General features: G+C 64.0%; 25 protein-coding genes. 10 read left to right on the plus strand and 15 right to left on the minus strand.

Annotated features, from left to right (window positions below; genetic code table 11):
- Nucleotides 1-155 precede the first annotated feature (155 nt).
- Nucleotides 156-887, plus strand: a complete 732-nt coding sequence (locus tag XH96_RS22000; protein ID WP_194394212.1) for a DUF3750 domain-containing protein — start codon at nucleotides 156-158, stop codon at nucleotides 885-887.
- An 80-nt stretch (nucleotides 888-967) separates the two neighbouring features.
- Here the strand turns inward: XH96_RS22000 and XH96_RS22005 are convergent, their stop codons facing one another.
- From XH96_RS22005 to XH96_RS22030, 6 genes are all read right to left on the minus strand, one after another.
- Nucleotides 968-1,672 carry a hypothetical protein gene (locus XH96_RS22005; protein ID WP_194387635.1) on the minus strand — a complete coding sequence of 235 codons (705 nt, stop codon included), beginning with the start codon at nucleotides 1,670-1,672 and terminating at the stop codon, nucleotides 968-970.
- A 251-nt stretch (nucleotides 1,673-1,923) separates the two neighbouring features.
- Nucleotides 1,924-2,073 carry a hypothetical protein gene (locus tag XH96_RS22010; RefSeq protein ID WP_007609497.1) on the minus strand — a complete coding sequence of 50 codons (150 nt, stop codon included), beginning with the start codon at nucleotides 2,071-2,073 and terminating at the stop codon, nucleotides 1,924-1,926.
- Between the two features lie 72 nt (nucleotides 2,074-2,145).
- On the minus strand, nucleotides 2,146-2,967 hold the full coding sequence (locus tag XH96_RS22015) for a tetratricopeptide repeat protein (protein ID WP_194387636.1): 822 nt from the start codon (nucleotides 2,965-2,967) through the stop codon (nucleotides 2,146-2,148).
- Nucleotides 2,968-2,999: 32 nt separating this feature from the next.
- Complete coding sequence (locus tag XH96_RS22020; protein WP_194387637.1) at nucleotides 3,000-3,683, minus strand: substrate-binding domain-containing protein; 684 nt, start codon at nucleotides 3,681-3,683, stop codon at nucleotides 3,000-3,002.
- A gap of 18 nt (nucleotides 3,684-3,701) precedes the next feature.
- Nucleotides 3,702-4,403 (minus strand): GrlR family regulatory protein, encoded by a 702-nt coding sequence (locus XH96_RS22025; protein ID WP_194387638.1) that lies wholly within the window; start codon nucleotides 4,401-4,403, stop codon nucleotides 3,702-3,704.
- A 194-nt stretch (nucleotides 4,404-4,597) separates the two neighbouring features.
- A complete protein-coding gene (locus XH96_RS22030; RefSeq protein ID WP_124158961.1) occupies nucleotides 4,598-5,632 on the minus strand; it encodes a glutamine synthetase beta-grasp domain-containing protein in 1,035 nt (344 codons plus the stop codon).
- Nucleotides 5,633-6,175: 543 nt separating this feature from the next.
- Between XH96_RS22030 and XH96_RS22035 the strand changes: the two genes are divergently transcribed.
- Nucleotides 6,176-6,379, plus strand: coding sequence for a DUF2735 domain-containing protein (locus XH96_RS22035; RefSeq protein WP_028181961.1), 204 nt, complete (start codon nucleotides 6,176-6,178; stop codon nucleotides 6,377-6,379).
- 113 nt (nucleotides 6,380-6,492) lie between these two features.
- On the opposite strand, the gene XH96_RS22040 is transcribed toward XH96_RS22035, so the two are convergent.
- Nucleotides 6,493-6,804, minus strand: a complete 312-nt coding sequence (locus XH96_RS22040; RefSeq protein WP_194387639.1) for an MliC family protein — start codon at nucleotides 6,802-6,804, stop codon at nucleotides 6,493-6,495.
- A 70-nt stretch (nucleotides 6,805-6,874) separates the two neighbouring features.
- Here XH96_RS22040 and XH96_RS22045 point away from each other — a divergent pair, with 70 nt between their 5' ends.
- Nucleotides 6,875-7,618, plus strand: coding sequence for a tyrosine-protein phosphatase (locus tag XH96_RS22045; RefSeq protein ID WP_194387640.1), 744 nt, complete (start codon nucleotides 6,875-6,877; stop codon nucleotides 7,616-7,618).
- Here the strand turns inward: XH96_RS22045 and XH96_RS22050 are convergent, their stop codons facing one another.
- Nucleotides 7,619-8,356 carry an SGNH/GDSL hydrolase family protein gene (locus tag XH96_RS22050; RefSeq protein ID WP_194387641.1) on the minus strand — a complete coding sequence of 246 codons (738 nt, stop codon included), beginning with the start codon at nucleotides 8,354-8,356 and terminating at the stop codon, nucleotides 7,619-7,621.
- 119 nt (nucleotides 8,357-8,475) lie between these two features.
- Between XH96_RS22050 and XH96_RS22055 the strand changes: the two genes are divergently transcribed.
- The 3 genes from XH96_RS22055 (at nucleotide 8,476) to XH96_RS22065 (ending at nucleotide 10,340) form a co-directional block, all read left to right on the plus strand.
- The gene (locus XH96_RS22055) at nucleotides 8,476-9,156 is read left to right on the plus strand and encodes an SDR family oxidoreductase (RefSeq protein ID WP_194387642.1); all 681 of its coding nucleotides are present in this window, start codon (nucleotides 8,476-8,478) and stop codon (nucleotides 9,154-9,156) included.
- 96 nt (nucleotides 9,157-9,252) lie between these two features.
- Entirely contained in the window at nucleotides 9,253-9,939 is a 687-nt protein-coding gene (locus tag XH96_RS22060) for a DUF2161 domain-containing phosphodiesterase (RefSeq protein ID WP_194387643.1), read from the plus strand.
- A gap of 95 nt (nucleotides 9,940-10,034) precedes the next feature.
- Nucleotides 10,035-10,340: a hypothetical protein gene (locus XH96_RS22065; protein WP_028182079.1), complete on the plus strand. Its 306-nt coding sequence runs from the start codon at nucleotides 10,035-10,037 to the stop codon at nucleotides 10,338-10,340.
- Between the two features lie 80 nt (nucleotides 10,341-10,420).
- Here the strand turns inward: XH96_RS22065 and XH96_RS22070 are convergent, their stop codons facing one another.
- Both XH96_RS22070 and XH96_RS22075 read right to left on the minus strand, forming a co-directional pair.
- Nucleotides 10,421-11,026 carry a GNAT family N-acetyltransferase gene (locus XH96_RS22070; RefSeq protein WP_194387644.1) on the minus strand — a complete coding sequence of 202 codons (606 nt, stop codon included), beginning with the start codon at nucleotides 11,024-11,026 and terminating at the stop codon, nucleotides 10,421-10,423.
- Nucleotides 11,027-11,179: 153 nt separating this feature from the next.
- The gene (locus tag XH96_RS22075) at nucleotides 11,180-11,578 is read right to left on the minus strand and encodes a PaaI family thioesterase (RefSeq protein ID WP_028182077.1); all 399 of its coding nucleotides are present in this window, start codon (nucleotides 11,576-11,578) and stop codon (nucleotides 11,180-11,182) included.
- Nucleotides 11,579-11,696: 118 nt separating this feature from the next.
- Between XH96_RS22075 and XH96_RS22080 the strand changes: the two genes are divergently transcribed.
- From XH96_RS22080 to XH96_RS22090, 3 genes are all read left to right on the plus strand, one after another.
- Nucleotides 11,697-12,506, plus strand: coding sequence for a cobalamin-binding protein (locus tag XH96_RS22080; protein ID WP_194387645.1), 810 nt, complete (start codon nucleotides 11,697-11,699; stop codon nucleotides 12,504-12,506).
- A gap of 325 nt (nucleotides 12,507-12,831) precedes the next feature.
- Nucleotides 12,832-14,250 (plus strand): LLM class flavin-dependent oxidoreductase, encoded by a 1,419-nt coding sequence (locus XH96_RS22085; RefSeq protein WP_194387646.1) that lies wholly within the window; start codon nucleotides 12,832-12,834, stop codon nucleotides 14,248-14,250.
- The gene (locus tag XH96_RS22090) at nucleotides 14,247-14,801 is read left to right on the plus strand and encodes a flavin reductase family protein (RefSeq protein WP_194387647.1); all 555 of its coding nucleotides are present in this window, start codon (nucleotides 14,247-14,249) and stop codon (nucleotides 14,799-14,801) included. Before XH96_RS22085 ends, XH96_RS22090 begins: the two co-directional genes overlap by 4 nt.
- A gap of 18 nt (nucleotides 14,802-14,819) precedes the next feature.
- Here the strand turns inward: XH96_RS22090 and XH96_RS22095 are convergent, their stop codons facing one another.
- A complete protein-coding gene (locus tag XH96_RS22095; RefSeq protein WP_194387648.1) occupies nucleotides 14,820-15,770 on the minus strand; it encodes a helix-turn-helix domain-containing protein in 951 nt (316 codons plus the stop codon).
- Between the two features lie 258 nt (nucleotides 15,771-16,028).
- Here XH96_RS22095 and XH96_RS22100 point away from each other — a divergent pair, with 258 nt between their 5' ends.
- Nucleotides 16,029-17,282 carry an acyl-CoA dehydrogenase family protein gene (locus tag XH96_RS22100; RefSeq protein WP_194387649.1) on the plus strand — a complete coding sequence of 418 codons (1,254 nt, stop codon included), beginning with the start codon at nucleotides 16,029-16,031 and terminating at the stop codon, nucleotides 17,280-17,282.
- A gap of 39 nt (nucleotides 17,283-17,321) precedes the next feature.
- Here XH96_RS22100 and kynU read toward each other — a convergent pair whose 3' ends face one another.
- From kynU to XH96_RS22120, 4 genes are all read right to left on the minus strand, one after another.
- Complete coding sequence (gene kynU, locus XH96_RS22105; protein ID WP_194387650.1) at nucleotides 17,322-18,524, minus strand: kynureninase; 1,203 nt, start codon at nucleotides 18,522-18,524, stop codon at nucleotides 17,322-17,324.
- 8 nt (nucleotides 18,525-18,532) lie between these two features.
- Nucleotides 18,533-19,372 (minus strand): tryptophan 2,3-dioxygenase, encoded by an 840-nt coding sequence (gene kynA, locus XH96_RS22110; RefSeq protein WP_028180727.1) that lies wholly within the window; start codon nucleotides 19,370-19,372, stop codon nucleotides 18,533-18,535.
- A gap of 35 nt (nucleotides 19,373-19,407) precedes the next feature.
- Nucleotides 19,408-20,217 carry an alpha/beta hydrolase gene (locus XH96_RS22115; RefSeq protein ID WP_194387651.1) on the minus strand — a complete coding sequence of 270 codons (810 nt, stop codon included), beginning with the start codon at nucleotides 20,215-20,217 and terminating at the stop codon, nucleotides 19,408-19,410.
- A 273-nt stretch (nucleotides 20,218-20,490) separates the two neighbouring features.
- Complete coding sequence (locus XH96_RS22120) at nucleotides 20,491-21,768, minus strand: ArgE/DapE family deacylase (RefSeq protein WP_194387652.1); 1,278 nt, start codon at nucleotides 21,766-21,768, stop codon at nucleotides 20,491-20,493.
- Nucleotides 21,769-21,809 lie beyond the last annotated feature (41 nt).

The raw sequence follows: 21,809 nt of genomic DNA on the forward strand, positions 1-21,809 counted from the left end.
AATGCTGGTGCGGAACAACGACTTGATCTCGGCTGCCCGTCCGGCTCTGCTGACAAGCGCGTCGGGAACCAATGGGAGCAGCTATGGCGGCGGCGTTCATGCGAACTATATGGTTTCGTCGAAGCCCCTGCCGTACCGCTCCCTTGAAGAAGCCCTTGCTCATCTTTCTGTTCCTCGTGGTCGCACCGCTTACCGCATCAGCGGCGAGATATTTCTGGCTGGGCGATGGGCGCCAGAATTGGCAAACAGCCGATCGGTCGAGCGCGGGACTTCTGGCCGCCGCGGCCGATCATCGCGAAGCCGTCGTACGGGTATTCGGGGCGAGAACGGTGAGATGGCGCAGCATCTTCGCAATTCACACCTGGATCGTCGTCAAGGAGAAGGATGCGGCGACCTACACCCGCTATGACTACACGGCGTGGGGCGAGCCGATCCGCACCAACGGCTTCGCTCCGGACGGGCGGTGGTTCGGCGCTGTGCCGGAAATCATCGTGGCCGTCGATGGAGCGCGCGCAGAGGCGCTGATCCCGAAAATCAGAGATGTGATCGAAAACTACAAGTTTCGATCCTATGGAGATTACAGCGTCTGGCCTGGTCCCAATTCGAATACCTTCGTGCAGGCCGCACTCGACTCCGTCCCTGAGCTCCGAGCCGTCCTGCCGCCGACCGCGATCGGCAAGGACTTCCCGTATTCCGGTAAATGGTTCGGCATCACGGCGTCCGGCACAGGCATCTATGCTTCACTTGCCGGATATATCGGCTTCACGATCGGCTGGGTCGAAGGCCTGGAGATCAATTTCTTCGGCGCCGTTCTCGGCGTCGACATCCGGCGCCCGGCGCTCAAGCTACCCGGCCTCGGCCGCGTTGGGGTCACCACCGGCCTGTAAGCACGGTTTCCGAATTGCCGGAGCCCCAGGCCCGTCACGCTCGGCCACGCGTGAGGCATCCTTGATTCCGGGAAACGGTCCTACGCCCGCCGCATCAGCTTCAGTGACGCCACCAGCCGCAGGCTGCGCTTGCCCGCGAGCGCGATGCCTTCGAGTTCGCCGCTGTCTTCCGTGCAAGTCCCGGAGAAGCCGATACCGACCTCGTAGCCGCCGAACACAGGGTTCTCGCCTTTCGCCGGCGTGTGCTCCTGGTTCAGCATCTCGCCCTTCCAGCGGCCGTCCGCTGAGGAATAGGAGCCGAGATAGTAGAAGAACGCATCGCCGCCGAGGATGCGGCCATCGATCAGGAGCATGACGCCGGACAGTCCGGCGTCGATCCCATCGAGCGCACGCAGGCCCATCCCATAGAGTCCGTTGGCGATGCCGCCCTGCCCGATCGTGCCGCGCGGCGGCAGCGCGCCATCATCAAGCCGCGTGAGATTCGCCCAGAAAGGAGCGCCCGGCATGGTGTCCGCGCCGCCTTCCAAACGAATCTGGTTGCCGTAGAGCCGGCCGCGCGCTGCGATCGAGGCGACATCCGCTCCCATCAGCGGCTTGTAGCTGGGGTCCAGATTGTGCCGCTCGGTGATGACCTGGGCGATGATCTCGCCGTCACGCTCGACGTAACTGCCAAGATGCGCAAAGCCCGAATTGCCGCCCAGCATCTTGCCGTCATGCAGGCACATGATGCTGCGGCCGAACCCGTCGTTGACGCCGTATTCAACCTTGTAGAGCCCGTCCAGCAATGTCCTGAATCCACAAATCGGAAAACAATTGTCGGCTACCTAGCATCGTCGCAGCACTGAAACCAGTGGCTTTTCCGCGCAGCACTGGCCACGGAACGCACGTCCACCACGATGCCATTATGCCCCTGTTTTGCCCGACGAGTCAAATCGACTTCGTAAAATCCGCATACGCATGATTTCAACGGTTTGGCTACTGTGCATGGGGTTGTTTTCGACTTTTGTCTCCGGCTCGCGGAAAAGGCCCTCACGCGTCAGTGACGTTTGAAGTACTGCACCTCGCGTTCGTGCTTCTCGGCGGCTGCACGACTCTTGAACGTACCGAGGTTGCGACGCTTGCCGGTCTTCGGATTCACCTTGCGTGAATAGAGGCGGTATTCGCCCGATGCCAGTTTGCGGATCATGATCGCGGCTCCGTTTTGTCCGGACGACAACGACGTACGCGCGAGCCGGGTTCCGTCGGGTCCCGGCTCTGCTCAGAAGCACAGCGTGGTGACGAGCTTGCCCTGCTTGTCCTTGATCGCATAGGGACAGCGAATGCGCTCCAGCGCCTTCTTCGCGTCCTCGTCGCCGAGCGCAGCGGCGCGCTCGTAATAGGCCTTCGCGGCGTCCTTGTCCTTAGGCCCGCCGCGGCCTTCCTGCGCGAAGGCGCCCATCCGCTCCAATGCGCCGGGATGGTTTTGTGCCGCCGCCTTCTCGAACAGCGCACGCGCCGCGACGTCGTCCTTCGCACCGCCCGTGCCTTCGGAGAGCATCAGGCCGAGCTGGTACTGCGCTTCCGCGTTGGTCTCGGCAGCCTTGCCGAGCAGCGCGCGCGCCTGCGCGGGATCGGCCGGCGCGGCGCCACCTGCGCCGCCGAGCGCGGCGAGATTGCTGACGCCACGGGGGTTGCCGGCCTGCGCCGCCTTCTCGAACAGCTTTCGCGCTTGCGCCTCGTCCTTGGCAATGCCCGCGCCGGTGGCATAGGCCACGCCGAGTTCGACCATGGCCGCGCTCGATCCCTTGTCGGCGGCCTTGCGCCAGGCTGCGATCGCCTCCGCCGTCTGCCGGTTGGCGGCATAGGCGCGGCCGAGCGCGAACATCGCGCGCCGCGAGGATGGCGCAGCCTGCCTGCAGAACCTGACCGCAGTTGCAATGTCGGAGGCCGCAATGTCCGCCACGCCCTTCACGTCGGCCGGCTTGTCGGGATCGCTGGGATCGGCGGCGACCCGGTCGCACAGAACGAGGTCGGCCGATTGCGCCTGCGCCGTCAGGGGCGCGGCGAGCGCGAACAGCATGGCAAGGAGGAAAGTCCGCATGGTCGTCACGTTGCGTCCCCGTCCCGGCAAATTCAAGGCTCGAGTCCTGATTGGCGCAGCACGGGCACGACATCAGGCGATGCCAGATAGCGCAGCAGCCGGTCGGCGGCGTCGGCATGTTTCGCATTCGCCATGCGGCCGGCGGAGAACACGGCCGGCGTCTGCAAATCGTGCGGAATCGGGCCGACGACCTCGATGCCGCCAACCTGCTTCAGCTCGCTGATCTGCTGCACGGCGAGGTCCGCCTCGCCGGTCACGAGCCGCTCCGCCGTCAATCCCTGCTCGACGATGGTGGCCCTGGCGTTGATCTCGGCCGCGATCCCCATCCGCAAGATCAGCTCGGCGAAGTACACGCCGCTCGCCCCCAGCCGCGAATAGGCGACGGACCGCGCTGCGAGCAGGGTCGTGCGCAGCGCCGCTTCGCTGCCGATGTCGGGGGGCGCCTGCCCGGCCCGCACGGCGATGCCGACGAAGGACCGCGCCAGATCGGCCGCGCTCTCGGCAATCACGCGCCCCTCGCCGATCATCTCGTCGAGCCCTTCGCGGGTGAGGATGACGAGGTCGGCGGCCTCACCCTCGTGCAACCGCTTCAGCAGCGCCAGGGTCGGCGCGAAATCGGCATCGACATGGATGCCGGTTGCAGTCTCGAAGGCCGAGGACAGGCTGCGCATCGCGCCCATCAGGCCGAGCGTCGAGAGCATGCGGACATTTTCCATGAACGGTTCCTGTCGCGATCAGGCGCGATGCATCAGCTTGAGCGCGGCGGTCAGGCGCAGGCTGCGCTTGCCGGCAAGCGCTGTCGCCTCGAGCACCGCCTGCTCCGTATCGTAGCTGCCGGAGAAGCCGATGCCGACCTCGTGGCCGCCGAAGATCGGATCGTCCTTGGCCGGCGTGTGCTCCTGGTTGAGAATCTGGCCCTTCCAGCGGCCGTTCGCGGCGGTGTAGCTGCCGAGATAGTGGAACGACGCATCGCCGCCGAGGATGCGGCCCTGGTTGAGCAGCATCACACCGGTGAGGCCTCCGTCGAGACCGTCGAGCATCCGCAGATGGATCGAGTAGAGACCGTCGACAATGCCGGCCTCGCCGACGCCGCCGGCGATCGGTACTTCGTCATCCGTGATCGGCGTCATCACCGACTGGAACGGCACACCGGGCAGCTCCTTCAGCTCGCCCTTGAAGCGATAGAGATCGCCGTCCGCCCAGCCCTTCGCGATCAAGGTCGCATCGTCCGTGCCCGCCATGGCGCGGTAGCTCGGATCCGGGTTATGGCGCACGGTGCTGATCACGACGTCCACGCCCTCGTCGGTCTTCACGTAGGTGCCGATATGCGCGAAGGCCGAATTGCCGCCGAGCATCTTGCCGTTGCCGGCATGCATCACGCTCCGGCCGATGGTATCGCCGAGCTGAAATCTCACCTTGTAGAAACCTTCAAACACCAGCCGTGCCCCGGCCCTGCGCGCATCCTGGAGCACTCTATCCCGGTTTCAGCGGCAATGGACAAGTTTCGCGGAGCCGCGGTCGGCAGACCCGGAAACGGCCGTCATTCAAATGCAAAAATCCGCCGGAGCCTTGCAGCTCCGGCGGATTGAGACCAACCCGGGCCAGCCCCCCAGCCCGGGCCGGGAGGATCTTAGGCCGCGGCCTTCTTGTCGGTCGGCACGGACGCGATCGTCTTCAGGATCTGCGAAGCGATCTGGTAGGGGTCGCCTTGCGAGTTCGGACGGCGGTCTTCCAGATAGCCCTTGTAGCCGTTGTTGACGAAGGAATGCGGAACGCGGATCGAGGCACCACGGTCTGCAACGCCGTAGCTGAACTTGTTCCACGGCGCGGTCTCGTGCTTGCCGGTCAGACGCTTGTCGTTGTCGGGGCCGTAGACGGCGATGTGGTCCATCAGGTTCTTGTCGAAGGCGGCCATCAGCGCCTCGAAATACTCCTTGCCGCCAACCGTCCGCATGTACTCGGTCGAGAAGTTGGCATGCATGCCCGAGCCGTTCCAGTCGGTATCGCCGAGTGGCTTGCAATGGAATTCGATGTCGATGCCGTACTTCTCGGTCAGGCGCAGCATCAGGTAGCGGGCCATCCACATTTCGTCAGCGGCCTTCTTGGAGCCCTTGCCGAAGATCTGGAATTCCCACTGGCCCTTTGCGACTTCCGCGTTGATGCCTTCATGGTTGATGCCGGCAGCGAGGCAGAGGTCGAGATGCTCTTCGACGATCTTGCGGGCGACGTCGCCGACGAACTTGTAGCCGACGCCGGTGTAGTACGGGCCCTGCGGCGCCGGATAACCGTATTCCGGAAAGCCGAGCGGACGGCCGTCCTTGTAGAAGAAGTATTCCTGCTCGAAGCCGAACCAGGCACCGGCGTCGTCCAGGATGGTGGCGCGCTTGTTGGACGGATGCGGGGTCTTGCCATCGGGCATCATGACTTCGCACATCACCAGCACGCCGTTGGTGCGCGCGCCGTCCGGGAACACCGCGACCGGCTTCAGCACGCAATCGGAGCTGTGGCCTTCGGCCTGCTGGGTGGAGGAGCCATCGAAGCCCCAGAGCGGAAGCTGCTCGAGCGTCGGGAACGACGCGAATTCCTTGATCTGAGTTTTGCCGCGCAAATTCGGAGTCGGCGTATATCCGTCGAGCCAGATGTACTCGAGCTTGTACTTGGTCATTGAGCCTCTCTGTAGATGATGCGAAAGGTTGGGGGCCTGGGAAGGCCCCCGCACGTTTTGTACCCGGCCATCATCGGCCGGCGCTTCCCAAGCATTTTACGTGCCAAAAAGCCGCAGTACGGGCGGTTTTCCACCGCGGCCGGCCTCCCCGCGTCGCCGGCGAACCCCTCACGGCACTGTGCGTCATAGCCGCGCACCTTCACGTGAAGCTGCACCGCAAAATCCCTCGGAAAACGCCCGATTCTGGAGCAGCGAGCATTGTCCCGTAAGTTGCCGACTAAACGCGCATCAACGTCCGGCAATTTTCGCAAACTATCCGCCCCCTGCCCCGCAACCTTCGGAATGGCCCATGCGTTGGTCAGAGGGATCGTGCCTTAGACGATGCAGAAGGCCATCTGCCCACAAATTGGGCGGAAACTGATTTTCTTTTCAGCACTTTCCAATCCGGGAAGGGCGGCCGATATGGGGATTTCAGTAACCACAATCGAACGAGTCGGGCGCACCATGGAGGGCCAAAGGCGCTTCGACCAAGGAGAAATCGCAATGATGAACAATGGTCTGAGTCACGGATCTGCGCAGATCTACCAATTCCCCGTCGGCGGCCGTGCAGCCCTCGGGGGACGCCGTTATGGCGAGACCCGCTTTCCTGCCGATCACGCCGCGCTGCCCTCGAACGTCTCGATCTGCAGCGACAGCTGGTATCACCAGGATGCGGTCGACGAAGCCAAGCCGAAATGGGATCGCTGATGCCTATCGTTGGTTTGAGACCGCCGCGCTCTCGCAGTCGCCCGGCGGCAGTTTGAAAAGGGTCGAAACAACGGCGTTTCGGCCCTTTTTGATTCCTGCCTGAACCATGGCGTTCAGATCACCGCGCAGGCCGTGACCGGCCGCTTCAGATGCTTGACCGTGGTGGTCCCGGCCTTCCCGATGGTCAGCGTGATACCCGCCCCCGAATAGCGCGCGCCGGAGACTGCCAGCCGCTTCGCGAGCGTTACGGGCTCGCCGTCGATCTGCAGAAAGGCGCGCTTGTCGCCATCATAAAAACCAACGATGAACTGTGTACCATCGGCACAGCGATAGGTCCGGACCGTCTGCGCATCGGCCTGCCGCGCGTGGCAAATTCCGCCCGCCAGCATGGTGACCGCCAAAAGAATGGCCTTGTGGCAGCCCATGATCGCCCCCTCTAGTAGCCCTCGAGAACGCCCGTCATGCGTCCAATGGAACATAACCCAAGCTGATCTCATGTCAGACTCCCCTGCCCGCCATCTCGCCCTGCAAGGCGCCAGCAATTTTCGCGATCTCGGCGGCTATCCGACCACCGATGGCCGCATCATGCGCTGGCGGCACATCTTCCGCTCCAATCATCTCGGCCAGCTCACCGCAGCCGACGTCGAGATCCTCCGCGCGCTGGGCGTCAGAAGCGCATTCGATTTCCGCGGCCTGGAGGAGCGCGCAGCCGGCATCTGCGTCGTGAACGAGATCACGGTGCATTCGCTGCCGATCGAGCCGACCGTCGTCGCCGCGCTGCGCGCCGAGCTCGCCCGGGGCACGCTCACCGCGCCCGTGGCGCTCGAGCTCATGCGCGAGTCCTATCGGAACTATGTTCGCCACAACACGCACTGCTTTCGCGCGCTGTTCGGCCATCTGCTGGAAGACCGTGCGCCGCTGGTGATCCACTGCACCGCCGGCAAGGACCGCACCGGCTTCGCCAGCGCGCTGATCCTGCATGCGCTGGGCGTGCCCGAGGACGTCATTGCCGAGGACTACCTCTTGACCAACCGCCACTACAGGCGCGACGTCTCAAACGTCTCCGATCTTCCGGCCGATGTTCTCGACGCAATCGGCAGCGTCGAGGCCTCGTATTTGGCAGCCGCTTTCGAGGCGGTCGGCAGCGAATATGGCGATCTCGAAACCTACTTGCGCGACGGGCTCAAGCTCGGCACGGCAGAACGAAACGCACTGAAAGCGCGCTATCTGCAGGCGTGATCAGGATTTCCATTCGGCAGGCAACCAACTCGCGGCGATCGTTGCATCAACGATCGAATTGCACAGCGCCCTGGACACCTGGAACGTGCTCCAGTCGCTTTGGTGGAGCTTGTCTCCATCCGTGGGATCAAGGAATTGCTCGAATGTCGCATTATTGTTCACGTGCCAATGCCGCATCAGAGCCCAGCGCTGAAATACGCTTATCTTCGCATCGTCCGCAATCCTGCGGATCTCCGAGACCATCTTTTCGGACAGCTCCGCCTTATCGTCGCGAAGCATGGCCGTCACATATTGCGGGTCGATCAGCACGACATCCATCGTGTGCTTGGCAAGCAGACCTACACCCTCGGCAATCTTGTCGACCACCTCGTTGAAATTGAATTCCTGCTTGCGAAAGACCGCGTTGGTTCCCACCTGCCAAAGCACGACAGTCGGTTTGTCATCGAAGATATCGGCGTCAAAGCGATCCACTTCCTGCGGCGCCTCTTCTCCGCCTTTGCCTCGATTCAAGACGTCGATCCGAACCTTCGGCAAATGCTCGGCGTAGCTCTGCCTTAGATACATCTCGAGGCGAGACGGATAAGGCACGACATCCGCGCGACCGGCGGTCGATGATGACCCCATTGCCACGATCCGAACCGGACCTTCCCTTCGCAACGCCTCGACGAAGTATCGCAGCGGTTGCTTCAATTTGATGATGTCTCTGGGAAAGTCCACTGCCGGCAGACTCTCGGACATATCGCCCCCTCCCGCCATCCAAGGTTGCAGCGACCATTCAGCCTTGAAGCCGCCGCCATTGCAAGTCCAATTCGGACCGCGCAATAGTCGGCGCAGTTTTCGACGGACGGAGAAGCACCGTGCAGGGAAAAGTCATCATCGTGACCGGCGCGCTCGGCGCACTCGGGAAGGTCGTTGCCGAGGCCGCGCAGTCGCGCGGCGCGCGGATCGCCGGCATCGATCACGCGCCCTCGCAACTGTCAGCGACGCCCGACCGCATCGAGATCGGCGGCGTCGACCTGTCCGACCCGGCGCAGGCAACGACGGCCGTTGAGACGGCGGCAAAGCATTTCGGCCGGCTCGATGCGCTGATCAACATTGCCGGCGGCTTCGCCTTCGAGACCATCGGCGACGGTGACATCAAGACGTGGCAGCGCATGCATGCGCTCAACGTGCTCACCGCGCTCAACGCCTCGCGCGCGGCGCTGCCGCACCTCGCCGCGTCCAAGGCCGGCCGCATCGTCAATATCGGTGCGATGGGCGCGCTCCAGGCGGGCAGCGGCATGGGGCCCTATGCGGCCTCGAAGGCCGGCGTGCATCGCCTCACCGAGGCGCTCGCCAACGAATGGAAAGGCAAGGTCACCGTGAATGCCGTGCTGCCCTCGATCATCGACACCGCGGCCAATCGCGCCGACATGCCGAAAGCCGATTTCTCCAAATGGGTGACGCCGCAGGAGCTCGCCGAGGTGATCCTGTTCCTCGCCAGCGACGCCGCGAGCGGCGTCACCGGTGCGCTGATTCCGGTCGGTGGACGGGTGTGATTGCGCTTTGATCGGATCGTCCGAACATCGGCTTGATTCAATCGGAGACGAGAAGGCACTAGACTAGCCGCAACTGATTCTCCGATCGGAACTGCCTTGGAAACCGCGCTATACCTGCCCGTCAAACGCTTCCTCGAAGAGCTTGGCTTCACGGTCAAGGGCGAGATCGGCGGCTGCGATCTCGTCGGTCTCAGCGCCGGCGATCCGCCGGTCGTGGTCATCGGCGAACTCAAGCTTGCCTTCAATCTCGAGCTGATCCTCCAGGCGGTCGACCGCGCGCCGGCCGGCGACGAGGTCTGGATCGCGGCGAAGATGTCGGTGCGCGGCAAGGGACGCGAGAGCGATGCGCGCTACCGCAATCTCTGCCGCCGTCTCGGCTTTGGCATGCTCGGGGTGACCGATCGCGGCCAGGTCGAGGTGCTGGTGAAACCGCCGACCGCTGCGCCGCGCCGGGAGCCAAAGGTGCGCTCGCGGCTCGTCGCCGAGCATCAGCGGCGCCAGGGCGATCCCGTGCTCGGCGGCAGCACCCGCGCACCGATCATGACGGCCTATCGGCAGCAGGCACTGGCCTGCGCGTCGGCGCTTGCCGAGGGCCCGAAGCCCGTGCGCGAGCTGCGCGAACGCTGTCCCGATGCCGGCAAGATCTTGCTTAACAATGTCTATGGCTGGTTCGAACGCACCGAGCGGGGAATTTACCGGCTCACCGAAGCCGGAGACGCAGCCCTGAAGCGCTGGCCTCAGCAACGGGTGGAGGTCGGCGCAGGTGCTGTGTCACCGCCATGACACCCGAACGGTGCATAGCTGAGCTGCCACGCCGATTTCATATTGCAATGCAACATTTGGGGCACTAGGTATCCCGGCATCAAAACGAGGCCGTTATGAGCGCAGACTGGAATACCAAATATGGCACGCGGCGCGTGCGCCACGATCCGCCCACCCTGGATGAGGCGATCTTCGCCGCCGTCGGCATCACCGACGATCAGGCGCAGCAGGCCGAGATCGCCGCAGCCTTGATGGGAATGCCGCTCGACGTCGTCCAGGCCGAGGTGAAGAAGCAGGCCCGCACCAACAGCCGCATCACTGCCACGCGCGTCATCGCCGGCGAACAGGGCGCGCAGCGCTCCGTGGTGGTCGAGCGCCGCGTCGTCCGCCGTTTCGGCAACGACAAGCGCACCGGCACCTGAGCGCTCATTTCACCACCCAGAATACAAAAGCGGACCGGCCATGCCGGTCCGCTTTTTGATTCGTGTCCGTTGCCTTCAGGCTATGCGGCGCGATTGCCGTACATGCTCGAGATCAGCTTCCAGCAAGTGCTGTTGAAGCTGAGAAGAGCGCGCCCGGCCGTGAACGGCGACGCCGCGAGATCGGCGAGTTCGGCCTCAGGCGTCCTCGCGAGGTCGATCGTACCGGTCGATTCGCCGTGGCGGAAAGCCAGATGCGCCCCGAACTTCCTGGCGAGCGCCCGCATCGCGTGGTTCTCGGCACCCGTGGTGATGCGCAGCTGCTTGTAGCCTTTCCAGCGCGCCTCCGCGATCAGGCGGCGGAACAGCACTGTGCCGACACCCTGGCGGCGCGCGGAAGCTTCCACGCTGAAGGCGACTTCGGGCAAACAATCATGCTCCGGCGGATGCAGCTCGGCCGCGCCGCGGACCACGCCATCGACGATGTAAGCCACGATCACGGTGCCGTCCTCGGCGCAGCGGGCGGCATAACGCTCGATGAAGCTGTCGTCGAGAAAGCCGTTGAAGCGGTCGTGTCGACTGCCGGCATCAAGCCTCAGCAGATGATCGCGCAAGAGCGGCAATTCTTCCTGCTGGATCAAGGTCCGCACATAGCCGGGAGCGGTGCGGACGGTCTCTTCAAGTACCACGTCAGAAACTCCTCTTGGTGTCCCTCGAGGAGGCGTTCGAATCCCTAGGCCTCCTATATTGTGCATCGCACCATAATTTTCAAGACGGAGACCTGCCCAAGTTAGAGGCAACGGGAGCGACTAATTCGTTAATAAAATCAAACTCCCGTAGTCTTACAGAACCAGCTGCGTCTGGGTCACTACGGCAACGAGTTTGCCATCCTCGGTTTCCAGCCGGGTGGTCCATATTTGGGTCCGCCGGCCACGATGAACCGGGGTGGCCGTGGCGATGACTGTGGTTCCCTCCTTGGCCCCACCGATGAAATTGGTCTTGCTCTCCAGCGTGGTCGTGCCCTTGGCGTCTTCGGGCAGGTTGATGACAGTCGCCGCCGCGCCGACGGAATCGGCCAGGGCCATCACCGCCCCGCCATGGATGGTGTGGTGAAGCGTGCATAGATCGGGCCGGACCGTCATCCGCGCCACCACGCGGTCCTTCTCGGCCTCGACGAACTCGACGCCCTTGAGCTCGGCGAACGGCATCTTCATCGCTTTAAGTTTCTCGAGCGGCGTCATCGGATGTCCTCCCAATTGCTTGTTGTCTCAGGGTGAATTGCTTCGCGCGGCAAAGCAATGACCTCCGAGGTAAGGGCGGTGCTGACATATGCGCCGCGTTCGCGCATATGCTCCCTCCATGCGCCACTTCCCACCCCGCCGCATCGTCTGCCTCACCGAAGAGACGGTCGAAACGCTTTATCTGCTCGGCGAGCAGGACCGTATCGTCGGCGTCTCCGGCTACGCCGTGCGCCCACCGCAGGTGCGGCGCGAGAAGCCACGGGTAGCGGCTTTCGTCTCCGCGGACATCCCGAAGATCCTGGCATTGGAGCCGGACCTCGTGCTGGCGTTCTCCGATCTCCAGGCCGGCATTGTCGCTGACCTCGTCCGCGCCGGCATCGATGTCCACGTCTTCAACCAGCGCGACATCGCCGGGATTCTGGCGATGATCCGCACGCTGGGTGCACTGGTTGGCGCCGCGGGGTGCGCGGAACACCTCGCACAAGGTTTCGAGCGGCGCCTTGCGGCGATCGCAGCAGCGCCCCGCCCCTCGCCGCGGCCAAAAGTCTATTTCGAGGAATGGGATGATCCGTTGATCTCGGGCATCGGCTGGGTCTCCGAGCTGATCGAGATCGCTGGGGGCGCGGATGTCTTCCCGGAACTGCGGCATCGGCCGGCGGCAAAGGATCGCATCGTTTCGACAGAGGCGGTGCGCGAGGCCGCACCTGACATCATCCTCGCCTCTTGGTGCGGCAAGAAGATCGCCCCTGCCCGTATCCGCGCGCGCGATGGCTGGAGCGACATCCCCGCCGTGCGCAACGGCCGCATCGTCGAGATCAAGTCCCCGATCATATTGCAGCCGGGACCGGCGGCACTGACGGACGGTCTCGAGGCAATCGTGACGGCGTTGTGGGGGACGCACTCGAGCCGGTCTACCCCGTCATCCTGAGATGTGAACTGGACAGTGTGAAGCGGCGTGCAGGGAGCCTCAAAGGATGAACGGCCCCGATGCCGCCGGGCTGTCGTCTTCGAGGCTCGCTCGCGCTGCTGCGCACCGAGACTCGCGCTTCAGGGTGACGGTCAGCGATTTGAAGCGTTCTGCTACTCGAGCGCGACATCGCGAGCACATCGAATTCAGTTCTCGAACGCCTCACACTCGGCTGCCCCCGCTATTCCTTCCCAGCACAAACGCCGGGCGCGCATAGGCAAGACGCCCGGTCGCCCCCTCGCTAGCGTCTGATCCGACGAACCCTTCGCACCCCAGAGGCTTTTCCATGCGCAATCGTCTGATCCTCAACTGCTTCTCAATGAACGTCGTCTCCCACATCTATCACGGACTCTGGCGTCACCCCGACAGCACGCAGATGCACTTCGACAAGCTCAGCACCTGGATCGAGCTGACCAAGCTCCTGGAGCAAGGCTGCTTCGACGCGCTGTTCCTCGCTGACGTCGTCGGCATCGATCCGGCCTACAAGGGATCGTGGGACACCTACATCAGGGAAGGCTTGCAGATCCCCTGCAACGATTCCGCTGCGCTTTCCGCGGTACTGATCGGCGTCACCGAAAATCTCGGCCTTACCTTTACCAGCTCCATCATGTCGGAGCACCCGTTCAGCTTTGCGCGCCGACTGTCGACGCTGGATCATCTCAGCAACGGGCGCATCGGCTGGAACATCGTCACCAGCGTCAGCCACAACGCCGCACAGAACTTCGGCTTCGACGAAATCATCCCACATGACGAGCGCTACCGCCGCGCCGACGAGTACATGGAAGTCGTCTACAAGCTCTGGGAAGGCTCATGGGACGAAGGCGCGGTGCTCGGCGACAGGGAGAACGGCGTCTATGCCGATGCCAGCAAGATCCATCGCATCTATCATTCTGGCGAACGCTACAGGGTGCTGGGGCCGCATCTCTGCTCTCCCTCCCCGCAGCGCACGCCGGTGCTGTACCAGGCCGGCGCCTCGCCGGTGGGCCAGTCCTTCGCTGCCCGCAATGCGGAAGGCACCTTCGTGCTCTATCCAACCATCGAAGGCGCACGCAAGGGCATCGCGGCGACCCGCGCCGTCGCGGAAGCGAACGGGCGGCGCCCGGAGGACCTGAAATTCATCCAGGGCTTCTCCTTCGTCGTGGGTGGCACCGAGGAAGAGGCCTGGCGCAAGTCCGATGAGATCGACAAGGGCGTGAGCTATGACGGACTTGCCGCACATATCAGCCGGGACATGGGCATCGACCTCGGCCTGCTCGACCGCGACATGCCGATCGACCAGGCCAACGTCGAGGGCCTGCGCGGATTCATCAGCATGTTCGAGGCCAGCAACCCCGGCAAGAAGGCGCGCGTCCAGGACCTCGCCTATGCGCTGTCCTACAACAGCCGCATCGTCGGTACGCCCGAGAGCATCGCCGACCAACTCGAAGCCTGGCAGGATGCGGGCGTCGACGGCATCAACATGATCTGCCAGTATTTTCCGGGCTCCTATCGCGACTTCATCGAACACGTCATCCCGGTGCTTCAGAAGCGCGGCCTTGCCCAGCGCGAATACGCACCGGGCACATTGCGCGAGAAAATGTTCCCCGGCAGCGGCGGCCGGCTGAACGACCGCCACCCCGCCGCGCGCTATCGCGGGGCCTTCAAGGGCGGCGGCGAGAAGAGCGCAGGCAGCACCGGCGTCAAGTGGCAGACGGAACGCGCATGATGAACGAGACTGTCATGGAGCATTCCGAGCCTGCCTTCGACGCCGAGCCTGCCTTCGACGCGATGTCGAGGGCCGACGCCTTCAAGTCGGGCATGCGAAGATTTGCCTCCGGCGTCGCGCTCATCACGAGCGCCGCCGCCGGACACCGCGCCGGGCTGGTTGCAACCGCGATCAGTTCGGTCAGCACAGCGCCACCAACCCTGCTGGTCTGCATCAACAGGAGCGCCTCGGCGCATGAGGTCATCGATCGGTCCGAAGTCTATGCCGTCAACCTGCTGGCCGCCGCCGACCTCGACCTTGTCGACGTCTTTTCAAAATCAGCGCGCCGCGCAGAGCGGTTCACGTCCGGCGATTGGCAGACGCAGATCACGGGCGCGCCCGTGCTGGCTTCGGCGATCGCCGCGTTCGACTGCAAGGTGGTGCAGCGGCTGGCCTACGAGACCCACACCATCTTCCTGGGCGAGGTCCTGCAGGTCCGAATCGCCGCGCAGGACGTCGATCCCCTGCTCTACATGGACAGCGCATTCAGGCGGCTGGAGCGGGCTGCCTGACAGGACGTCGGGGCGGTTTCATGCTCGCTCACTGCGATATTCCCGCGGCGTCTTTCCGAACCGCTGGCGAAATGTCCTGCTGAAATGCGAGAGGTCGTTGAAGCCCCAGCGCAAGGCGATCTCGGTCACCGTCTCGATATCCGCCTTCTGCTTCGCGAAATCCCTGGCGCAACGCTCGAGGCGCTGCTCCAGGACGAGGCGGCCGAACGAGCGACCGCCCTCCTCCAGGACCTTGTGCAGATAGCGCACGGAGATGCCGAAATGGGCGGCAACCTTAGCCGGTGCCAGCGCGGGATCGGCGACGTTCGCCTCGATGTAAGTGACCAGCGAGGCACATAGCGCCTGCCGCGCGGAGCCTCGCGCCATCTCCTGGGTCGCCTGCGTTGCACCGAGCGATATGGCCACGAGCTCGACCATGCTGCTGCTTAGTGTCGCGCCGGTCGGCGACAGGCCCTCCACATTGCGCACGATCGACTTGAGCAGATCGATGGCGACGGTACCAATCCCGCCATTGTCGGCGACGATCGTGGCCGTCGCCTTGTCGGGACTGCGCAGCAGCGGACGCAGCAGATGTCGCGGAATTCGGAACGAGTACTGTTCCCAATCGTCGCTGCAGTAGTCGTTCAGATAAGGCTCCGTCGAGTCCACGATCGAGAACTCGCCGGGATTGAGCAGCGCGGCACGACCGCCCTGCTGCATGCGGCATTGCCCCCGGAGCTGGAGATTGAGGAAATAGACTTCCGTCGGCATGCGGCTGATCTCGGAGCGCCCACGATAGATCTTCTGACGGCAGGAGGAGATGGTGGTGACGTTGATCGTCGAAAGCGGATGGGCGGTGACACGCCCTGCAAAGCCGCCCACCGCGGGTTCGCGCACCGGATTGAGCGCGATATAGGCCTCGCAGAGAACCTCTCTCCAATAGCTGAACTGATCCGGCTCGGGCAGATCGTTCGTGGTCCAGGTCTCCATGGCAAATCCTCGACACAGAGTGACGCTGGCATCTGAAAAAGCACTTTCCATGCCAGAACAGCGCCAGCACGCAGCACAAACATTCGGCAACGGATGAGACAGAACGACTGCCAGATACAGCTTGTTCACTGTCAGCATAAAGCCCGGACGCTGTCGGACAAGACCATCATTGCGCACGCGCATAGCCTCCCTCCCGTCAATCGGGGCGCGCCATGGGACGGCGCGTCGACACGTCTCGAGGTCTTGAGGAGGATAGCCATGCCTGTCGATTTCACGCTCAGCCCTGAGCAGGCCGCGCTTCGCGAAGGCGCGCGCAGCTTCGCCAACACGGTGCTGAAGGACGTTCGCGCGACGATCCGCCAGTACAGCAAGCCGGACGAGCGCTTCTATGCGACGCGGCCGTTTCACAAGAAGGCGGTCGAAGCCGGCTTCGTCAAGGGACTGTTTCCCAAGGAGGTTGGCGGCACCGACGTTCCCGCACTCGACTTCGCCATCGCCGCCGAAGAGCTGGCCGCGGTCGATGTCAACGTGCCCAGCACGCTGCTCGGGACCGGTCTCTGCGTCAAACCCATCGTGTTCTTCGGGACGGAGGCGCAGAAGAAGCGCTTCCTGCCTGACTTCATCGAGGATGGAACCCGGCTCGGCGCGCTCGCCTTCACCGAGGTGACGGGCGGCGCGAACTTCGATGCCGTCGATCCGCGCTACGGCGTGAAAACCTTCGCCAGGCGCGAGGGCGACGAGTGGGTGATCAACGGCGAAAAGCACTACACGACGAACGGGACCGGCTGGGACGGCAAGAACTGCCATCTGTATGCAGTCGTGTGCCGAACGGATCCCAACAAGGGCGCGCAGGAATCGCTAGCCGTCATCATGGTGCCGGGCAACCTGCCCGGCGTGCAGGTGACGGGAATACTGGATACGGCGGGACACCGGGCGACGATCTCGCCGCGAATGAAATTCGAGAACGTCCGCGTTCCCGCCGAAAACATCATCGGCAAGCCCGGCGACGGGATCAAGATCGTCTCCACCAACTTTGCCTGGACCGCTGCGCTGATCGGCGCCGCCTGCGTCGGCGTCATGCGAGCTGCCTTCGATCATGCCCTCGACTTCGCCAGGAATGATGCCCGCTCCGGGCCGCACCCCATCATCGACTATCCGACCGTTGGCTACATGCTGGCCGACATCAAAATGAAGATCGAGGCCTGCCGCTACCTGACCTGGAAGTCCTGCCATCAATACGATCTGTCGGGCGGAAAGGAGCACGAGCTCGCCGTGATGACGAAAGTGTTCTGCTCGGAGACCTGCGTGGACGTCGTCTACGACTGCATGCGCGTGGTCGGGGTCGACAGCTACACCGACATGCACCCGCTGGCAGAACTCATGAACGATGCGATGTGCTTCCCGCTCTATGACGGCGGCAACATGGGGGCTCGCCGTCGGCAGCTCCACAGCATCATCAAGGGCCCGTCCTACGACGCGCATTTCGCGCCTTACGGCACGTTCGGCGCATGAATGCGGGGAGGATCCGCCCGCGGTGCCGGTCCTCCCTGCTCACGTCACGGCGTTCACGACCTGATACTCCGGCCGGCGCCACACCTCGCCTGCGATCACATCCTCGATGATCTCGGCCGCCCTCACTATCTCGCTCTCGCCGATATACAGCGGCGTGAGGCCGAACCGCATGATGTCGGGCGCGCGGAAATCGCCGATGACGCCGCGCGCGATCAGGGCCTGCATCGCGGCGTAGCCGCCCTCGAATGCGAAGGAGACCTGCGAGCCGCGGCGCTCATGAGCGCGCGGGGTGACCAGGTTCAAAGACGGGCAGCGGCGCTCGACCTCGGCAATCAGGAGATCGCCGAGCGCCAGGGAGCGGGCGCGGACCTCGGCGAGGTCGACGCGGTCCCAGATGTCGAGCGAGGCTTCCAGCGCCGCCATGGCCAGCACCGGCGGCGTGCCAACGCGCATGCGTTCGACGCCGCCGGCGGCGGCATAGGCAAGCTCGAAGGCAAAGGGCTTGGCATGACCCATCCAGCCCGACAGCGCGGCGCGCGCAGTATCGGCGTGGCGTGGCGCGACGTAGAGAAAGGCCGGCGCGCCGGGGCCGGCATTGAGATATTTGTAGGTGCACCCTGCGGCGAAATCGGCGCCACAGCCGGCGAGATCGACCGGCAGCGCACCGGCCGAATGCGCGAGATCCCAGACGGTGACGATGCCGAGGGCGTGCGCTCTTGCGGTCAGCTTCGCCATGTCGTGGCGGCGGCCGGTGCGGTAGTCGACCTCGGTGATGTAGAGCACCGCGACCTCCTCCGATAACGCGGTCTCGATCTCCTCCGGCGCCACCAGGCGCAATTGATGGCCGCGCCCAAGCGTTTCGATCAGGCCCTCGGCCATGTAGAGGTCAGTCGGGAAGTTACCGGTATCCGATAGGATCACCTTGCGCGAGACGTTCATGTCGAGCGCGGCGGCGAGTGCCTGATAGACCTTGAGCGACAGCGTGTCTCCGACCATCACCGAGCCGGCTGCAGCACCGATCAACCGCGCGATGCGGTCGCCGACATGGCGCGGCTGGGCGTACCAGCCCGCGGTGTTCCAGGCGCGGATCAGCTCGTTGCCCCACTCGTCCGTGATGACGCGGCCAACCCGCTCGGCAACGCCCAGCGGCAGCGCCCCCAGCGAGTTGCCGTCGAGATAGATCACGCCGTCGGGCAAATGGAACAGCGCCCTGGTGTCGTCGTAGACGCGAAGCCGGGTCATGGACATCCCTACAGAATCGTGCGCACGCGCCAGAGTTCGGGAAATAGCTCGACCTCCAGCATGCGCTTGAGATAGCTGACGCCGCCAGTGCCGCCGGTGCCGCGCTTGAATCCGATGACGCGCTCGACCGTCGTCACGTGGTTGAAGCGCCAGCGGCGGAAATAGTCCTCGAAATCGACCAGCTTCTCGGCCAGTTCGTAGAGCATCCAGTGCGTCTCCGGCGCCTCGTAGACGATACGCCAGGCCTGCAGCACGCCTTCGTTGAAGCTGTGGGTCTCACGGACATCGCGCGCCAGCACCGCCGCAGGCATCTTGAGCCCGTTGCGGTCGGCGAGGCGCAACACCTCGTCATAGAGGCTTGGCGTCGCAAGTTCCGCTTCGAGCAGCTTGGTGGTCTCCGCATCGTGCGCGTGCGGCTTCAGCATGGCGTGATTGCGGTTGCCGAGCAGAAATTCGATCAGCCGGTATTGCCGCGACTGGAAGCCCGAGGATTGCCCGAGCTGCGAGCGGAAGCGGGTATATTCGCTGGGCGTCATCGTGCGCAGCACATCCCAGGCGCCGTTGAGCTGCTCGAAGATGCGCGACATCCGCGCCAGCATCTTCATGGCGGGCTGCACCTCGTCTTTCGCGATGGCCCGACGCGCGGCGCTGAGCTCGTGGATGGCAAGCCGCATCCAGAGCTCCGTGGTCTGATGCTGGATGATGAACAGCATCTCGTCATGCGCCTCCGACAGCGGGTGCTGCGCGCCGAGGATCGCATCCAGTGCAAGGTAGTCGCCGTAGGACATCCGCCGGGCGAAATCGGTCTCGGCGCCTTCGCTCGTAGGATCGTAGTCACTGGACGTCATGACAGGTCCTTTCGATCGATCTTCCCGGGCTTTGCTCAGTCGAGGCCGATCAGGCGGGCAGTGATCGGCGAGGATGGGTCCTTCAGCCCGTCGATCACGGTAAAATGGTTGAGGCCGGGATCGAGGACGAGGTGCGTCGGCACGTCGAAGCCGGTCCAGACATTGGCGATCAGATCGGACTGGCGGATGAATTCGGGCCGCTCGCTGCCGCCGACCCAGGCGGTCACCGGGGAATGCCCGCGCGGCAGATGCAGCGCCGCGCTTTCCAGCGTCGCCTCCTCCATCGTCATGCGCAGCGTCTCGTTCATCCTGGTCTTCAGCAGCGGACGCAGGTCGTGCAGGCCGCTGATCGAGAGCGTGCCGGCGATGCGGTTGTAGACGGCGGACTCGAGGCGCGTGTCGTCGCACAGCATGCGGGTGACGAGATGGCCTCCGGCGGAATGGCCGGCGAGCCGGATCGGTCCTGCGACGAGCGAGGCCGCCTTGGCGATCGCGGCGGCGATCTCGGCTGTGATGTCGGAGATGCGCGCAGCCGGCGCCAGCGTGTAGCTCGGCAGCGCCACGGTCCAGCCATGATGGCGCGCGCCTTCGGCGAGATCGGTCCAGGTCGATTTGTCGAAGCGCAGCCAGTAGCCGCCATGGACGAACACGACGAGGCCCTTGCTGTCGCCGTCGGGCAGGACCAGGTCGAGCTTGTGGCGCTCGCCGGCGCCATAGGCGATGTCGGAACGAAACTCTGTCAGTCCGGCGCGGTACGTCGCCGCCCGCTCCGCCCACAGCGCCGGCATCTTGTCCGCGCCCGCGATGTGGGCCGAATTGGCATAAGCGTCATCCCAATCGCGCATCGTGATTTCCTCGACGGACTTAAGGCCAGCAAGCCGGACACCAGTCTGCCACCGGCAAGGCCGCCCTCCTAGTCTTTATTTTAAGCTTAAAGGATTCAGCCACGCCCGAGTTTCGGGCAGCGGAGCGGCAAATATTCCCGCCATTCCCGCCTGAATGGGGATCTGATGGACCGCTTTCCTCATTGCAAGCGCGGCGACGCAATCCAGAATCTTGCCGCCGCGGCAGCCTGGATTGCTTCGTCGCTTCGCTCCTCGCCATGACGGCGGAAAGAGCTAGGCCTTCTCCACGCCGCACCATTCGGCAATGAACAGCGCCATCGCCTTGGTCGTCTTCTTCAGCGACTCCAGGTCGACGAACTCGTTGAAGCCATGCATCTCGCCTCCGCTGGCCCCGAAACACAGACTCGGAATGCCGTGATTGAGGCCGTAGAAGCGCGTGTCGGTGAGCGCGGTGAAGACGAGGTCCTCGACCGCGCCGCCATAGACGGCGCCGAAGGCCTTGCCGAACGCAGCTTCCGGCGCGGCGGCGTCGGTCAGCTCATAGCCTTCGGACAGGAAGCCAGACCATTCGATCTCCGGCGGATTGTTGGCCAGGAAGCGGTGGTTTCGCGCAGCAGCAGCAACGCAAGCCATGATCTCCTTCTGGTGATCGGCGATCGACCAGCCCGGCAATACCGCAATCCGGCAATCGACGTCGCACCAGGCCGGCACGCTCGAGGCCCAGTCGCCGCCCTTGATGATGCCGGGGTTGAAGTTGATGGGATGGTTGAGCGTCTTGAAGTGACGATCGGCCTTGGCGCGCTCGTTCCATTCGATCTCGAGCTTTTGCAATGCCTGGATCAGGTGATACGCCGCCATGATCGCGTTCGCGCCCGAACCTGCGAAGGCAACGTGGGTCGGATGCCCCTTCACGCGCAGGCGAAACCAGATCACGCCAACCTGCGAGCGCACCATCTTGCCGCCGGTCGGCTCCGGAATGAAGCAGGCGTCCGCACGATAGCCGCGCTGCAGCGTGGAAAGTGCGCCGACGCCGGTGCTCTCTTCCTCGATCACGGACTGGAAGTGGATCCGCGCCGTCGGCCTGAAGCCGGCGGCCTTGATCGCGTCCAGCGCATAGAGCGCACCGATCGTGCCCGACTTCATGTCGCAGGCGCCGCGGCCGAACATCTTGCCGTCCTTGATGACCGGCGAGAATGGCGGCGTATCCCACAATTCCAGCGGGCCGGCCGGCACCACGTCGCAGTGCCCCTGCAGGATCAGCGATTTACCGCCATTGGTCTGCGGACGGTAAGTGCCCACCACGGAACGTGCCTTCGAAAAATCGTGCTCGATCGGACCGAAGCCGCGCAGATCCTTCAGATCGTCGACATTGATGTGCCAATCGTCGACCTCGTAGCCGCGTTGCCGCAGGAGATCGCCGATCATGTCCTGGCACGGCCCCTCCGCCCCGCGGGTCGATGGGATCGCAACGAAATCGCGGGTGGTTGCAAGCTGAGCTTCGAAGCCGCTGTCGACGGCGTCAAGAATCCTCTGCTGCGTTTCGGCATTCATCAGGGCAACTCCAGGCATCTCAATGGTTCTCAAGGAGTGCG

Source organism: Bradyrhizobium sp. CCBAU 51765 (genome assembly GCF_015291725.1).
Taxonomy (GTDB): domain Bacteria; phylum Pseudomonadota; class Alphaproteobacteria; order Rhizobiales; family Xanthobacteraceae; genus Bradyrhizobium; species Bradyrhizobium liaoningense.

Excerpts from the sequence above, each read along its gene's own strand:
- kynU (WP_194387650.1), bottom strand. The coding sequence starts at position 18,524 with ATGACCCGGCTTCGCGTCTACGACGACACCAGGGCGCTGTTCCATTTG.
- XH96_RS22090 (WP_194387647.1), top strand. The coding sequence starts at position 14,247 with ATGATGAACGAGACTGTCATGGAGCATTCCGAGCCTGCCTTCGACGCC.
- XH96_RS22035 (WP_028181961.1), top strand. The coding sequence starts at position 6,176 with ATGATGAACAATGGTCTGAGTCACGGATCTGCGCAGATCTACCAATTC.
- XH96_RS22080 (WP_194387645.1), top strand. The coding sequence starts at position 11,697 with ATGCGCCACTTCCCACCCCGCCGCATCGTCTGCCTCACCGAAGAGACG.
- XH96_RS22045 (WP_194387640.1), top strand. The coding sequence starts at position 6,875 with ATGTCAGACTCCCCTGCCCGCCATCTCGCCCTGCAAGGCGCCAGCAAT.
- XH96_RS22030 (WP_124158961.1), bottom strand. The coding sequence starts at position 5,632 with ATGACCAAGTACAAGCTCGAGTACATCTGGCTCGACGGATATACGCCG.
- XH96_RS22040 (WP_194387639.1), bottom strand. The coding sequence starts at position 6,804 with ATGGGCTGCCACAAGGCCATTCTTTTGGCGGTCACCATGCTGGCGGGC.
- XH96_RS22010 (WP_007609497.1), bottom strand. The coding sequence starts at position 2,073 with ATGATCCGCAAACTGGCATCGGGCGAATACCGCCTCTATTCACGCAAG.
- kynA (WP_028180727.1), bottom strand. The coding sequence starts at position 19,372 with ATGACGTCCAGTGACTACGATCCTACGAGCGAAGGCGCCGAGACCGAT.
- XH96_RS22095 (WP_194387648.1), bottom strand. The coding sequence starts at position 15,770 with ATGGAGACCTGGACCACGAACGATCTGCCCGAGCCGGATCAGTTCAGC.
- XH96_RS22050 (WP_194387641.1), bottom strand. The coding sequence starts at position 8,356 with ATGTCCGAGAGTCTGCCGGCAGTGGACTTTCCCAGAGACATCATCAAA.
- XH96_RS22120 (WP_194387652.1), bottom strand. The coding sequence starts at position 21,768 with ATGAATGCCGAAACGCAGCAGAGGATTCTTGACGCCGTCGACAGCGGC.
- XH96_RS22020 (WP_194387637.1), bottom strand. The coding sequence starts at position 3,683 with ATGGAAAATGTCCGCATGCTCTCGACGCTCGGCCTGATGGGCGCGATG.
- XH96_RS22015 (WP_194387636.1), bottom strand. The coding sequence starts at position 2,967 with ATGCGGACTTTCCTCCTTGCCATGCTGTTCGCGCTCGCCGCGCCCCTG.
- XH96_RS22075 (WP_028182077.1), bottom strand. The coding sequence starts at position 11,578 with ATGACGCCGCTCGAGAAACTTAAAGCGATGAAGATGCCGTTCGCCGAG.
- XH96_RS22065 (WP_028182079.1), top strand. The coding sequence starts at position 10,035 with ATGAGCGCAGACTGGAATACCAAATATGGCACGCGGCGCGTGCGCCAC.
- XH96_RS22115 (WP_194387651.1), bottom strand. The coding sequence starts at position 20,217 with ATGCGCGATTGGGATGACGCTTATGCCAATTCGGCCCACATCGCGGGC.
- XH96_RS22085 (WP_194387646.1), top strand. The coding sequence starts at position 12,832 with ATGCGCAATCGTCTGATCCTCAACTGCTTCTCAATGAACGTCGTCTCC.
- XH96_RS22100 (WP_194387649.1), top strand. The coding sequence starts at position 16,029 with ATGCCTGTCGATTTCACGCTCAGCCCTGAGCAGGCCGCGCTTCGCGAA.